Raw genomic sequence first — 12,999 nt, 5'->3', positions numbered from 1 at the left:
GCAAGCCCGCTCGCCACAAGGGGGTAACCTAACGGCCTTCCTCCTCGTAGCGATCCAGCGTATCGCTGGCAATCTCGCGTCCCAGGGCGATCAGTTCCGGCGCCTTGTAGAACTCGAAGAAGCGGCACACCCTTTTCGGTACGTTGATCAGGATATCCGGCGGGTAGCCGGCGATCTTGTATTGCGCCAGCGAGGTCTGCATCACCTCGAAACTCTGGTTGATCAGGTCCAGCAGCGAGGCCGGGCCGACGTTGTCGATGATGAACGAGCCGGTGGCGGACTTCGGTGCGCCATCACCTTGTGGTACGGACTGGCGGGCCTGCAGTTCCGAGTCGTCGAGCCAGGGATTACTCACCTGGGCGGCCTCGCTGGCGAGGGTCTGCTGCTCCAGGCGTAGCAGTTCCTCGGCCTGTTTGCGTCGGAACGGCAAGCGCGAGCCCATGGAACTGAGCAGGTTGTTGAAGCGGCTCTTGAACGCCGGCGGGCGCTGGATCACCGGCAACTGGTACTGCTTCTGATTGGTGGCGTTGAGGTTGACGGCAATGATCAGGTCGCAGTGGCTGGAGACCACCGGCACGATCGGCAGGGGGTTGAGAATGCCGCCGTCCACCAGCATGCGGTTGCCCTGCATCACCGGGGTGAACAGGCTGGGAATCGCCGCCGAGGCGCGCATCGCCTGGTGCAGGCAGCCTTCCTGGAACCAGATTTCCTGCTGGTTGGTCAGGTCGGTGGCGACGGCGGTGTAGGGAATGCGCAAGTCTTCGATATTGACTTCGCCGACGATCTTGCGGATCTGCCCGAAGACCTTTTCGCCACGAATGGCGCCGAGGCGAAAGCTCACGTCCACCAGGCGCAGCACATCCAGGTAGTCCAGGCTCTCGATCCACTGGCGATACTGGTCGAGTTTGCCGGCGGCATAGATGCCGCCCACCACCGCGCCCATCGAACAGCCGGCGATGCAGGCGATGTCATAACCGCGTCTCTCGATTTCCTCGATGACTCCGATATGGGCATAACCTCGGGCCCCTCCCGAGCCCAGGACCAACGCGACACGTTTTTTCATGACTCGAATCCTTGAACAAGCTATTGCTAACAATGCACCTACAGGGAGGCGGGTACAATCATGGCTTGGGCTGTTCTTTGTGTAGGGAATCGGTCGGTTGCACTAATATTCATCTTGATTGGTTAAGCTTGAGCGAGGCCAAGGCACTTTTTGCCCGGCACGCCGTCTTAACCTGCACGATTATTTATTTTTCCTGAGGTGTCATCGATGAAAGCCTGGATCTGTGTGCCATTGATTGCGTTGGCCTTGGCCGGTTGCGCGGGTAAATCAGCCTACCGCGAAAGTTGTGGTAGCCAGCTGGATGCCGCCTGGCATGAACTGGACCTGGCCAAGGCCGAGGGGTTTGCCGGGACCGTGAGTTACTCCAAGGCGCTTTCGCTGTTGACCGGGGCCAAGACCCAGCAGCAGTTCGAAGCCTACGAGGGCTGCACGAACAAGGCCGAGAAGGCGCGTTTCTACATCCGTGAGTCCCGCGCCGGGCGTTGAGCCTGCCGCATGCGGTCTCTTGCAGGACCACGGTTTATCGGTCAGACACAGTCCCTGTAGGAGCAGAGCTTGCTCACGAAGAGGCCCACGAGAACGCTAAAGGCTTCGCTGGCAAGCCAGGCTCCACAGGTTCGGTGTCATTGTAGAAAATAGCGTTATTTCACAAATCTGCGTTGCAGTAGAAACACGGTAGTATCCTCGGCATCTCCCAAGTTCGGATGTCTGCCCATGAGCAGTAAGCTGGAAGCCTGCCTGCAGGCCGTCAACCAGGTGGTGCTGGGCAAGGACGCGCAGGTTCGCCTGGCCCTGACCTGTTTGTTGGCCAACGGTCATCTGCTGATCGAAGACCTGCCCGGCATGGGCAAGACCACCCTCAGCCACACCCTGGCCAAGGTCCTGGGCCTGAGCTTCCAGCGTATCCAGTTCACCTCCGACCTGTTGCCCAGCGATATTCTCGGTACCTCGGTGTTCGACAAGGACAGCGGGTTGTTCGTGTTCCACCCGGGACCGATCTTCGCCGAACTGGTGCTGGCCGACGAAATCAACCGGGCCACCCCCAAGAGCCAGAGCGCATTGCTCGAAGCCATGGAGGAAGGGCAGGTGACCATCGAAGGCGCCACCCGGCCCTTGCCGTCGCCGTTTTTCGTGATCGCCACGCAAAACCCCAGCAGCCAGGGCGGTACTTTTGCCCTGCCGGAGTCGCAGCTCGATCGCTTCCTGATGCGGGTGTCTCTCGGTTATCCGGCCCGGGCCGCGGAAAAGGCCCTGCTGCAAGGCGTGTCGCGGCGTGACTTGCTGCCGCGCCTGCAGCCGATCCTCAGCCACGCCGAGTTGTCAGTGTTGCAACAGCAGGCCAAACAGGTGCGTACCAGCGATCCGTTGGTGGACTACGTGCTGCGCCTGGTCGGCGCGACTCGCGATCAGCCGCAATTTGCCTGGGGCCTCTCGCCCCGGGCCAGCCTGGCGATCCTCGCCGCCGCCCGGGCCTGGGCGCTGTTGGCCGGACGCGACTATGTGATCCCGGAAGACGTCCAGGCGGTATTGCCCTCGGTGGTCAGCCATCGTTTGCGCGAGCGTGCCGATCCCGCCGGGCAGGGCGGTGGCGCCTTGGTGCAATGGTTGCTGCGCGAGGTGCCGGCGCTTTGATCCGGCGCCTGCGCGGGTTCTGGCAGGCCTGGCTGGTGCGGCGCCTGCCGCCGGCGACGCGGATTCAACTGACCCAGCGGCAGATTTTCATCATGCCCAATCGCGCCGGCGGTGTATTTGCCGTCCTGCTGGCATTGATCCTGATGGTCGCGATCAACTACCAGAACAGCCTGGCCTATGCCCTGTGTTTCCTGTTGCTTTCGCTGTTCGTGGTGGCGATCCTGCACACCTGGCGCAACCTGCAGGGGCTGGTGCTCAGTGCCGGTCCCGGTCCCGCGGTGTTTGTCGGCGAGCAGGCGCGGTTTGTCGTGCGCCTGGAAAGTGCCGGCAAGGCCCATCAATCGATTGGCCTGGGCTGGTCGGCGCAGACGCTGCACAACGTGGATGTGCCGGCCGCGGGCTTTTGCGAACTGGAGTTGAATCGGCCAAGCCTGGTCCGCGGCTGGCTGCACGCGCCGCGGATCGGCGTCGAAAGCAGTTTTCCGCTGGGCCTCCTGCGGACCTGGAGCCGGGTCGATCTGGGCCAGAAAGTACTGGTTTATCCACAGCCCCTGGAAGGCGAGCTACCGACCCCGGCCAGTCTCATCAGTGATGAACGCGAGGAGGGCGCGCGGGCTCACGGCCAGGGGGTCGATGACTATCAGGGGTTGAAGGCCTACCAGCCCGGCGACTCATGGCGGCGCTTGCACTGGAAAGCCTACTCCCGGGGGCAGGGGCTGCTGATCAAGGAGTTCGCCCGGCTCGACGGCCGCGAGCTGTGCCTGGACTTCCTCGCCCTGGGTGGGGATGTCGAGCAGCGGCTGTCGCGCTTGTGCTATTGGGTGCTGGAGTTGTCCCGTCGCGAGACGGCGTTCTCCTTGCGGCTGCCCGACCGCCTGCTGACCAGCGACAGCGGTGCCGCTCATTGCCAGGCCTGCCTGCGGGCGCTTGCGTTGTTCGGGAAAAGCCCATGAATGCCACGCCGCTGATCTCCCGCGCGAGCCTGATCTGGCTGCTGGTGGCCCAGACCCTGGTGATGGTGCCGTTCTGGTTGCATGTGCCGCCGTGGATGCCGGCGCTGTGGCTGGGGTGTACTGTCTGGCGGATCCAGGTCTATCGCATGCGGGCGCGTTTTCCCGGACGCCTGATGGAGCTGATTCTGCTGCTGGGGACCATCGGCGGTATCTGGCTTTCGCGCAGCAGCCTGATCGGACTGGACGCCGGGGCGGTGCTGCTGGTGGCGATGTTCATGCTCAAGCTGGTGGAGACCCGCACCCGCCGCGATGCCCTGGTGCTGATTTACCTTGGGCTGTTCTGTGTCGCGGTGGCCTATCTGTTCGAGGACAGCCTGCCCTGGGCGTTCTACAGCCTGTTACCGCTGGGGGCGTTGCTGGCGGCTTTGATCGGTTTGCAGCAGGGGCCGACGACCCGCCCCCTGACGACCCTGCGCCTGGCCACGAGCTTGTTGCTGCAAGCCTTGCCGCTGATGTTGCTGCTGTTCCTGTTCTTTCCCCGTATTGCACCGCTGTGGTCGCTGCCGTTGCCCGTGGACAAGGCGCAGAGCGGTCTGTCCGAGAGCATGTCGCCGGGGGATGTGGCCGAGCTTGGGCGCTCCGCGGAACTGGCCTTTCGCGCCAGCTTCGACGGTCCCATGCCGGCGCGTCGCGACCTCTACTGGCGGGCGCTGACCCTGGAGCAATTCGACGGCCGCCGCTGGAGCCAGGCCGCGACGGTTACCTACAGTCAGGCGCCGAAATGGCAGGCCGCTGGCGAGTCCTGGCGCTACAACATCATCCTCCAGCCCAGCGGCAAACCCTGGTTGCCGGCGCTGGATGTGGCCCGCACCGATCAGGCTGATGTACGCCAATTGGCGGACTATCGTGTGCAGCGCCTGCGTCCGGTGCGGCAGGCATTGTTGTATCGGGTCGAGTCCTGGCCGCAAGTGCCGCGCGATCCGCAACTCAATGAGCGGGCCTGGCACCAGGCCTTGCAGTTGCCGGCCCAGGGCGATCCACGCAGCCGCCAGTGGGCCGCGCAATTACGGCAACGTTATCCACAGCCCGAGGCGCTGGTGGCGGCCTTGCTCAAGCACTTCCATGACGAACCGTATCACTACACCCTCAAGCCGCCGACCCTGGGCGCCGACAGCGTCGATGGCTTCCTGTTCGACAGCCGCCAGGGCTTTTGCGCGCATTACGCCGGGGCCATGACCTATGTGCTACGGGCGGCGGGGATACCGGCGCGGATGGTGGCCGGCTATCAAGGCGGTGAGCTGAATCCGGCGGGCCATTTTCTCACCGTGCGCCAGTTCGATGCCCACGCCTGGGTCGAATACTGGCAGGAGGGGCAGGGCTGGCGCAGTGTCGATCCGACCTACGCGGTGGCCCCGCAACGGATCGACCAGGGGTTGGAGCAGAGCCTGGCGACCGATGAAGACCTGTTGGACGCGACGCCGCTGTCGCCGCTGCGTTACCGTCATCTGATCTGGCTCAATAACCTGCGCCTGGGCTGGGATAATCTCAATTACGCTTGGCAGCGCTGGGTGCTGGGTTATCAGGGCGAACAGCAGTTGCAACTGCTGGGACGCTGGTTCGGCGATCTGGTCGATTGGGTGCTGCCGGTCGGGTTGGTGCTGATCCTGGGGCTGCTCTCGCTGCTGTTGCTGCGCCCTTGGCGGAACCGGAGCGACCCGTCATTGCGCTTGTTCGCGGCCTTTGAAAAGCTGTTGCGTCGGCGTGGGCTGGTGCGTGAACCGGGCGAAGGACCGCAGGCTTTCGGCGAGCGGGCCGCCCGGCAGTTGCCGCGCCAGGCAGAAAATATCCATGCATTCATCCAGAGCTTCATGGCCCAGCGCTATGCTGGGCAGACCCCGTCGATGGATGCATTGCAACGGGCGTTGCGGTCATTGCGTCGCAGTCTTGGAAGGTCGATTTGGGAGTAAGTGTCGAATGTCTGCCCTGATAGATGAATTGGTGGCTCAGGTCGTGAGTCTGGAAGTGCGCTTGTTCGCCTGTCATGCGCGGGTGGACGCGCTGACCGACGAGGAGGGGCTGCATGACTTGCGCACCACGGTACGCCGCTTGCGTAGCCTGTTGCGTCCGTTGCGCGGCTTGCCGGGGGTCGAGCAGGTCGAGCAGGCGGCGGCTCAGGTCGGGCGCCTGACCACGCCGATCCGCGACCGCGAAGTGCTGGCCGCCTACCTGCACCGGCAGGGGCATCATGTGGCGGCGGCGCGGCGTACGGCGCAGCTGTCCGAGGATTATTGGGCCGTGGCGCGCAGTGCCGAGTTGACGCAATTGTTCGCTGTACTCGACGTTTTCCCCCGGTTCTTGCGTGCTTCGCAGCACCAGGGCCTGTTGAGGCGGCTGCACAGACGCATCGAAAAACGCCTGGAAAAACAGTGGGACGCGTTGGATCAAGCCTTGCACGACCCGCTGCATGATCGCCATCGGCTGCGCCTGTTGATCAAGCGCGTGCGTTACGCCGCCGAAGCCTATCCGCAACTGAACCGGTTGCCGGCCCCGGCCTTGAAATGCCTGAAGTCGGCCCAGGAAGCGCTGGGTGACTGGCACGATTGCTGGCAATGGCTGCTTCGGGCGGAACAGGAGCCGGACCTGCAAGCCTGTGTAACGGGGTGGCGCAGGACCATGAGCCTGGCCGAGAGCAAGGCCGACCGGGTGCTGGACCGCTTGAGCGAGGTTTGTTTCGCCAAGTGACAGCGGCCTGTTCGACGGCTGCTTTGGCCGGTATGAGTGCTGTGTGGCCTGGATGAACTGAGTACTATTGTGCAGGACTCTTTTCAGCCGAGGTAGGCATGCGCTTTTCAGATTTGCTCGATGCGGTTCGTCGTGAGCCCAAGGGGCTTTCCATTCCCGCCGAGTGGGCGCAGGGGCGGGCCGGTTTCGGTGGTCTGGTGGTGGCGCTGCAGTACGAAGCGATGCGGGCCCGGGTGTCGGTTGAGCGCCCGTTGCGTTCGCTGGCGGTCACCTTTGTCGGGCCGGCCGAGCCGGGGGTGCCCATCGACTTCGAGGTGGATGTGCTGCGCGAGGGCAAGGCGGTCAGCCAGGTGCTGGGCCGGGCGGTGCAGAATGGCCAGGTGGTGACGCTGGTGCAGGGCAGCTTCGGTGCTTCGCGTGAATCGGTGGTGGAGGTGCTGGCTGAGCCGGCGCCCTCGATCAAACACTGGGACGAATGCCCGGAGGCGCCCTATATCCCAGGGGTGATGCCGGAGTTCATGCGTCATCTGGCGCTGCGCTGGGGGATTGGCGGCATGCCTTTCACTCACAATACGTCGCGTGAGATGGGTGGTTGGGTACGCCTGCGCGGCGATGTCCGGCAGGAACCGTTGACCGAGGCGCACCTGCTGGCGCTGGTGGATGCCTGGCCGCCGGCCGTGCTGCCGCATCTGAGCAAACCGGCGGCGGGCAGTACCCTGACCTGGACGGTGGAGTTCGTCCAGCCTTTGCTGGAGCTTGATACCCTGGATTGGTGCAAATATCGCGCGGTGATCGAGCATGCCCGCGACGGCTATGGTCATGTCGCGGCGGCGTTGTGGAGTGCGGATGGGCGCTTGATTGCGTTGAGCCGGCAGACCGTTACCGTGTTCGGCTGAGACCGGCGCTGGCTGTTGCATCGCCATCCTGTAGGAGCAGGGCTTGCCCGCGAAGCTTTTTGGCGGCCTAAAGGGCCTCTTCGCGGCGGTTGCTCCTACAGGGATCGTGTTTGGCCTTGTATTGCAGCAAGCCGGTCTCTATGCAAAACCGCTGCTATAGCTCAGGCTTCCAATGCCAGGCGCTGGCCTTTGCTGCGCAGGCTGAACGCTGCCACCAGGCCCAGTACGCCGACGGCGAAGTCGGTTGGGTCCTGGGCGAATACGCCGGAACTCACCAGCAGGAAGGACAGCGCGAAGAGGATCACCGCCAGCACTTGCATGCCTTCGCCGGTGCCATCGTTCGAGGCTTGTGGTGCAACCCGCCATTGCCAGGCGGGGAAGTTGGGATGACGTTGACCCATGATCGTGTCCTCTGTTCGTGTAGTCGGTGAACAGAGATTAAGCCCAGCCAGGATGGCGCGCGAATCAACTCTTCCTATCGATCCTATAGCTTGAGCTGGCCAATGGCTTTGCTCAGCTCTCCCGCCAGCTTGGCCAGCTCATGGCTGGTGGTGGCCGAGTCGACGGTCTGTTGCACGGTGTTCTCGGTCACGTCGCGGATGCTTACCACCGCCCGGTTCATTTCCTCCGCCACCTGGCTCTGCTGTTCGGCGGCCACGGCGATCTGGGTGTTGCTTTCACGCATCTGGGCCACCGCGCCGGTGATCTGGGCCAGCGCCTCCCCGGCTTCCCGGGCCTGTTGCACGCAGTCGTCGGCCTTGAACGAGCTTTCCTGCATGAAGTCCACCGCATCGCGGGTGCCAGCCTGCAAGGCGGAGACCATGGTGGTGATTTCGTCGGTGGAGGCCTGCACCCGCTTGGCCAGGTTGCGTACTTCATCGGCGACCACCGCGAAACCACGGCCCATTTCCCCGGCCCGGGCCGCTTCGATGGCGGCGTTCAAAGCCAGCAGGTTGGTCTGTTCGGCGATGCTGTGGATCACGTTGACCACGCTGTTGATCTTCTGGCTGTCCTCGGCCAGTTGCTGGATCATCACGGCGGTCTGTTGCACGCCGCTGGACAGCCCGGTGATGGATTGCTGGACCCGACTGACCACCGCCTGCCCGCTGCCGGCCAGGCCGTCGGCGGTTTGCGACAGGTCACGGGTGGCACCGGCGTGCTGGGCAATGTGATAGACCGTGGCCGACATCTCGTTGATGGCCGTGGCGGCCTGGTCGGTTTCGCTCTGCTGGCCGAGCATGCCGTGGCGCACGTCGTTCATGCTCGAGGCCAGGCGCGCGGCACCGACATCCAGTTGCGCCGCCGTGCGGGCGACCGTGCCGACGACCCGCTGATAACCGGCCTGCATCGCATTGAAGGCACTGGCCATCTGTCCGACTTCATCCTTGCCCGCCAGTGGGACACGGGCCGAGAGGTCGCCGGTCTTCTCCACATGGAGCATCACGTCCTTGAGGGTATTGAGCTGGCTGAGCAGGAAACGGATCAGCAGTTGGGACGCGCAGAGCATCGCCAGCATCAGGATGAACACCGCCACGGCATAGTTGACGAATCGTTCGCTGAATACTTGGGCCAGGCTTGGCGCATAGGCGAGTACAGCCACCTGCTGGTCGCCATGGCTGAGCACCTGGGCGCCGAGCAGTGGATTTTCGCCGAACAGGGGCATGTAGTCGTAATCGACCCAGCCCTTGGCGTCCTTGAGGCGTGGCAACATCTGGCCCTTGAGGGTCGGTGTTTCGCCGGCCTTGAACGGCAGCAGGTTGTCGGCCTCGGGCCAGGCCTTGCCTTCGGGCCAGGCGCTGAGCAGGCGGACCTGGGCCTGGACCGCGCCGCGCGCGGCCTCGGTGCGGGCCTGTTGTTCAAGCTGCACGGCGTACAACACCAGGAGCAAGGTGGTGACGAAAGCGACCGCGTTCACAGCCCAGAATTTGTACTTCAGCGAGATGTTGCTAAGCCAGGCACCCATGTAAGGTCTTCTCTGATTGAGCGGAAACAGTATTGGCAAGGTGCCAGTATTGTGCCGCTAGCCAGAAAACGATAGTTGATATGTATCAATACCGCTTCAGTCGATATTCGGCAAGTTGAAGAATGCTCGGGCGCAGTCCGTGGCATGGGCGGCCAGTTGCTCCTGGCTTTCGCCGCGGTGCAGGGCCACTTCGCGCAGCACTTCGCCCAGGTAGGCCGGTTCGTTGCGCCCGTTTTTCGGCTTGGGCCGCAGGCTGCGCGGCAACAGGTAGGGGGCGTCGCTTTCGAGCATCAGGCGGCCGCGGGGAATCTCCCGCACCAGCGGATGCAGGTGGCTGCCACGGCGTTCATCGCAGATCCAGCCGGTGATGCCGATATGCAGGTCCAGGTCCAGGTAGCCGAACAAGGCCTTTTGCTCACCGGTGAAGCAATGCACCACGGCGGCGGGCAGGCGGTCGCGGTAGTCGCGCAGAATCTCCAGCAAGCGGATGTTGGCGTCGCGCTCATGGAGGAATACTGGCCGCTGCAGCTCCACGGCCAGGGCCAGGTGTTCCTCGAGGACTTTTTCCTGTTGCGGGCGCGGGGAGAAATCCCGGTTGAAATCCAGCCCGCACTCGCCGACCGCGCAAACATTCGGCTGCATAAGCAGGGCTTTCAGACGAACGGCGCTATCGGCCGTCCACTCGCTGGCGGAGTGAGGATGAATGCCGGCGCTGGCAAACAGCCTCTGGCCGCTCTGATCCCGCTCCCGACATAGCTCCAGCGCCTGTTCGCTGCCCGCCAGACTGGTGCCTGTCACTATCAGTTGGCAGACTCCGGCGGCATAGGCACGCTCCAGTATTTCCTGTTGTTTGCCGGCAAAACTGGCATGGGTCAGGTTGACGCCGATATCGATGAGTTGCATGGTGCTACCTCAGGCCACAGGCCGAAAAGCATACCAGAGCTGTAGATTTATAATAAAAATCAAGAACTACAACGAGTTATGACTGTCTCTTAAAGCCGGAAGTACGCATCGGTCGCCATGAGCCCCGATGCCGCGCCAACCTTCCGCACTTTTCGCGTTCAAAAAACGCTCGATTTCAGTCGTCCGACTTCAGGTCACCTGGCCTGAGACTGGGCAGTATTCTTTCCGGAGAACGGATGAAGCGACCCTCGCTGTTGCTCCTGCTGTGCCTGTCCCTGCTGCTGCCGTTGCCGGCGGTTGCGCGTTTGGCCGGGCCATTGGAAATCGCCCAGCCCGGCAAGCTCCGCGACCTGGCGGAAATCCGCGGCAGCCGCGTCCTGCGCGTGCTGGTCAACCAGAGTCGCAACAGCAGCGGCGAGGTCCAGGGCGAGACCATTGGTGTCGAATACCATCGCTTGCGCGCCTTTGAGCAGTTCCTCAACAGCCAGGCCCACGACAATCAGGAAATCACCCTCAAGATCATCCCCAAGGCCAAGGACCAATTGCTGGGTGCTTTGCAGCGCGGGGAGGGTGATCTGGTGGCCCCGGGAGAGTTGCTCGAAGCCCAACCGGGCCATGCGGTGATCGCCAGCGACCCGCTCGGCAGTACGGTGCCGCTGTTGCTGGTGGGGCTCAAGGGCGAGAAGCGCTTCAGTCGTTTCGAACAACTTTCCGGTCGGACCCTCGCCCTGACCCCGGGCAGCGCGGCGGGCGAGGCGGTCAACCAGATCAACCAGAAACTGGCATTGCGCAAGCTGCCGCCGGTCAAGGTCGAGTGGGTCGATCCGAGCCTGGCGGTGGAGGATGTGCTGGAAATGGTCCAGGGCGGGATCTTTCACCTGACCATTGTCGAGCAGCCGATTGCCGAACGCTGGGCCAGGATCATGCCCAAACTGCGTTTCGACAAGCAGGTGCTGGTCAGCGAGCCGGGGCAACTGCACTGGTTCGTGCGTGACAATGCGTCGATGCTGCGGGCGAGCATCGACCGCTTCCTCAAGACCTACAAGGCCCCTTCGGACCAGGACACGGCGTTCCTGCGGATCTATCGACGCCTGTACCAGGTGCATTACCCGTTGAGTCAGGGGGATCGGCAGAAACTGGAAAAACTGCGTCCGGTGTTGCAGCGGTATGCCCGGGCCCAGGGCCTCGACTGGTTGAACCTGGCGGCGCTGGCCTTCAAGGAATCGGCCCTGGATCCCGGCGCCCGGGGCGCCAGCGGCGCGACGGGGCTGTTACAGATGACTCCCTCGGCGGCGCAACGGGTCGGCGTGAGCAATATCCAGAATGTCGATAACAATGTGCAGGCCGGAGCCAAGTACCTGGCGCTGATCCGGCGCAAGTTCTTTGCCAGCCCCAAGCTCAACGAGCGCGAACGCATGGCCTTTGTCCTGGCGGCCTACAACATGGGCCCGGAGCGGGTCCAGGGCATGCGCGCCGAGGCCCGTCGCCGTGGCCTGAACCCCAACCAGTGGTTCTTCCAGGTCGAACGCATTGCCATGGAACAGGTGGGGATGAATGCCGTGAACTATGTGAACAGCGTGAACAAGTACTACCTGGCATTCGACCGGGAGCGTGATTCCCTGGAACCGAATGAACGCAAGATTGCCTCGCGCAAATGATCGAATAAATCGATTGTTTTGTTGGGTTTTTTGCGCTTTTTGTATTTCAATAACTGATTAATATGAGGCCCATCAACCCCATATTGAAAAGGATTCACCGATGAGCACCTTGATCAACCGCGTCCTGAGCACCCGCGCTGGCTATGGCCTGACTGTCCTGCGGATTTTTGTCGGGATCATCTTCGCCGCCCACGGCTCACAGAAGCTTTTCGGCCTGTTCGGCGGTTATGGTCTGGCTGGCACCGCGCAATGGATGGAAAGCATCGGTTTGGCCCCGGGTCACTTGATGGCCCTGTTGGCGGGCGGCACCGAGTTCTTCGCCGGCCTGGCCCTGATCATCGGCCTGTTGGCGCGTCCAGCCGCACTGGGGCTGACTTTCACCCTGCTGGTGGCGATCTTCTCGGTACATATCCACAACGGCCTGTTCATGGCCAACAACGGTTATGAGTTCGCCCTGGCCCTGTTGGGCGGCAGCATCGCGGTAATGATCGAGGGCGCGGGCAAACTTTCGGCGGATGCTGTCATCGCCCGCTCGTAGAATCCAGATGGCGGCGCCCACCCGGTAGGGGCAGGCTTGTCGGGGCGCAGTTGATGGATTTGTTCCGATCCACAGAATGAAACAAGCCCGCATCTTTGCGGGCTTTTTCATTGTGGGAGATTCTTGACAGCTTGCTACCGGCTTCTCTAGGATAAATACATGCGCCGATTTAAACAGCTACTTGCGGGGCGCCAGGCCGGTCGAAAGATCGCCGACAGAAGCCTGAGACAGGCTTCGAAATACCGCTAAAGCGCTGGTTCGGTGTTGCCTCACACCTGCCCGGCAGATCGTTGAGGCGGAGACACGCACGTTGAACAATCCACGCCCCGTTGTACGTCTTGCGCCGATCACGGCGAGCCTTCCTTTTCGCAACCCCAAAATCCTCCTTGGCGGCAAACATCAGCCCACGCTGCTGCGCTATCTCGACGGCTGGCCACGACGCAAGGGGCGCGCCTCGGCGTTCCTGATCCAGTTCGTCGAGGACGGCGATTCCCTGGCGCGCTTTGCCGATGACAGCTTCGACCTGGCGGTGATCCAGGCGCCGGATGCCGAGCATGCCGAAGCGGTGATTCGACAACTTACCCGCGTTGCGCGGCAGGGGTTGATCACACGCCGCTAAGGTCGGCTGCCGCTCAAGTGAGGTGACCGTTC

At 62.9% G+C, this 12,999-nt stretch carries 13 protein-coding genes; 9 read left to right on the top strand and 4 right to left on the bottom strand.

Going from position 1 to position 12,999, the window contains the following annotated elements:
* Positions 1–28: 28 nt before the first annotated feature.
* Positions 29–1,063 carry a patatin-like phospholipase family protein gene (locus PFEN_RS00815; protein WP_191485153.1) on the bottom strand — a complete coding sequence of 345 codons (1,035 nt, stop codon included), beginning with the start codon at positions 1,061–1,063 and terminating at the stop codon, positions 29–31.
* A gap of 207 nt (positions 1,064–1,270) precedes the next feature.
* On the opposite strand from PFEN_RS00815, the gene PFEN_RS00810 reads away from it, so the two are divergent.
* The 6 genes from PFEN_RS00810 (at position 1,271) to PFEN_RS00785 (ending at position 7,286) form a co-directional block, all read left to right on the top strand.
* Positions 1,271–1,549: a hypothetical protein gene (locus PFEN_RS00810; protein WP_191485152.1), complete on the top strand. Its 279-nt coding sequence runs from the start codon at positions 1,271–1,273 to the stop codon at positions 1,547–1,549.
* Positions 1,550–1,777: 228 nt separating this feature from the next.
* A complete protein-coding gene (locus PFEN_RS00805) occupies positions 1,778–2,695 on the top strand; it encodes an AAA family ATPase (protein WP_191485151.1) in 918 nt (305 codons plus the stop codon).
* Positions 2,665–3,648, top strand: coding sequence for a DUF58 domain-containing protein (locus PFEN_RS00800; protein ID WP_191485150.1), 984 nt, complete (start codon positions 2,665–2,667; stop codon positions 3,646–3,648). Before PFEN_RS00805 ends, PFEN_RS00800 begins: the two co-directional genes overlap by 31 nt.
* Complete coding sequence (locus tag PFEN_RS00795; protein WP_191485149.1) at positions 3,645–5,615, top strand: DUF3488 and DUF4129 domain-containing transglutaminase family protein; 1,971 nt, start codon at positions 3,645–3,647, stop codon at positions 5,613–5,615. The genes PFEN_RS00800 and PFEN_RS00795 overlap by 4 nt, the downstream gene beginning before the upstream one ends.
* 7 nt (positions 5,616–5,622) lie before the next feature.
* Positions 5,623–6,390 carry a CHAD domain-containing protein gene (locus PFEN_RS00790; protein ID WP_191485148.1) on the top strand — a complete coding sequence of 256 codons (768 nt, stop codon included), beginning with the start codon at positions 5,623–5,625 and terminating at the stop codon, positions 6,388–6,390.
* 98 nt (positions 6,391–6,488) lie between these two features.
* Positions 6,489–7,286 carry an acyl-CoA thioesterase gene (locus tag PFEN_RS00785; RefSeq protein WP_191485147.1) on the top strand — a complete coding sequence of 266 codons (798 nt, stop codon included), beginning with the start codon at positions 6,489–6,491 and terminating at the stop codon, positions 7,284–7,286.
* A 161-nt stretch (positions 7,287–7,447) separates the two neighbouring features.
* On the opposite strand, the gene PFEN_RS00780 is transcribed toward PFEN_RS00785, so the two are convergent.
* The 3 genes from PFEN_RS00780 to PFEN_RS00770 form a co-directional block, all read right to left on the bottom strand.
* Positions 7,448–7,687, bottom strand: coding sequence for a terminase (locus tag PFEN_RS00780; RefSeq protein ID WP_191485146.1), 240 nt, complete (start codon positions 7,685–7,687; stop codon positions 7,448–7,450).
* An 83-nt stretch (positions 7,688–7,770) separates the two neighbouring features.
* Positions 7,771–9,249 carry a methyl-accepting chemotaxis protein gene (locus PFEN_RS00775; protein WP_191485145.1) on the bottom strand — a complete coding sequence of 493 codons (1,479 nt, stop codon included), beginning with the start codon at positions 9,247–9,249 and terminating at the stop codon, positions 7,771–7,773.
* A 96-nt stretch (positions 9,250–9,345) separates the two neighbouring features.
* A complete protein-coding gene (locus PFEN_RS00770) occupies positions 9,346–10,152 on the bottom strand; it encodes a TatD family hydrolase (protein WP_191485144.1) in 807 nt (268 codons plus the stop codon).
* Between the two features lie 236 nt (positions 10,153–10,388).
* Between PFEN_RS00770 and PFEN_RS00765 the strand changes: the two genes are divergently transcribed.
* The 3 genes from PFEN_RS00765 to PFEN_RS00755 all read left to right on the top strand — a co-directional run bounded on the left by PFEN_RS00765 (position 10,389) and on the right by PFEN_RS00755 (position 12,967).
* Complete coding sequence (locus PFEN_RS00765) at positions 10,389–11,810, top strand: transglycosylase SLT domain-containing protein (protein ID WP_191485143.1); 1,422 nt, start codon at positions 10,389–10,391, stop codon at positions 11,808–11,810.
* 100 nt (positions 11,811–11,910) lie between these two features.
* Positions 11,911–12,348, top strand: coding sequence for a DoxX family protein (locus PFEN_RS00760; RefSeq protein ID WP_191485142.1), 438 nt, complete (start codon positions 11,911–11,913; stop codon positions 12,346–12,348).
* A gap of 310 nt (positions 12,349–12,658) precedes the next feature.
* Positions 12,659–12,967, top strand: coding sequence for a class I SAM-dependent methyltransferase (locus PFEN_RS00755; RefSeq protein ID WP_191485141.1), 309 nt, complete (start codon positions 12,659–12,661; stop codon positions 12,965–12,967).
* The last annotated feature ends 32 nt before the right edge of the window (positions 12,968–12,999 follow it).

The organism is Pseudomonas sp. FEN (assembly GCF_904067045.1).
GTDB lineage: Bacteria > Pseudomonadota > Gammaproteobacteria > Pseudomonadales > Pseudomonadaceae > Aquipseudomonas.
The sequence above is the reverse complement of the archived record's forward strand: the minus strand, read 5'-3'. Positions and strand labels throughout refer to the sequence as shown.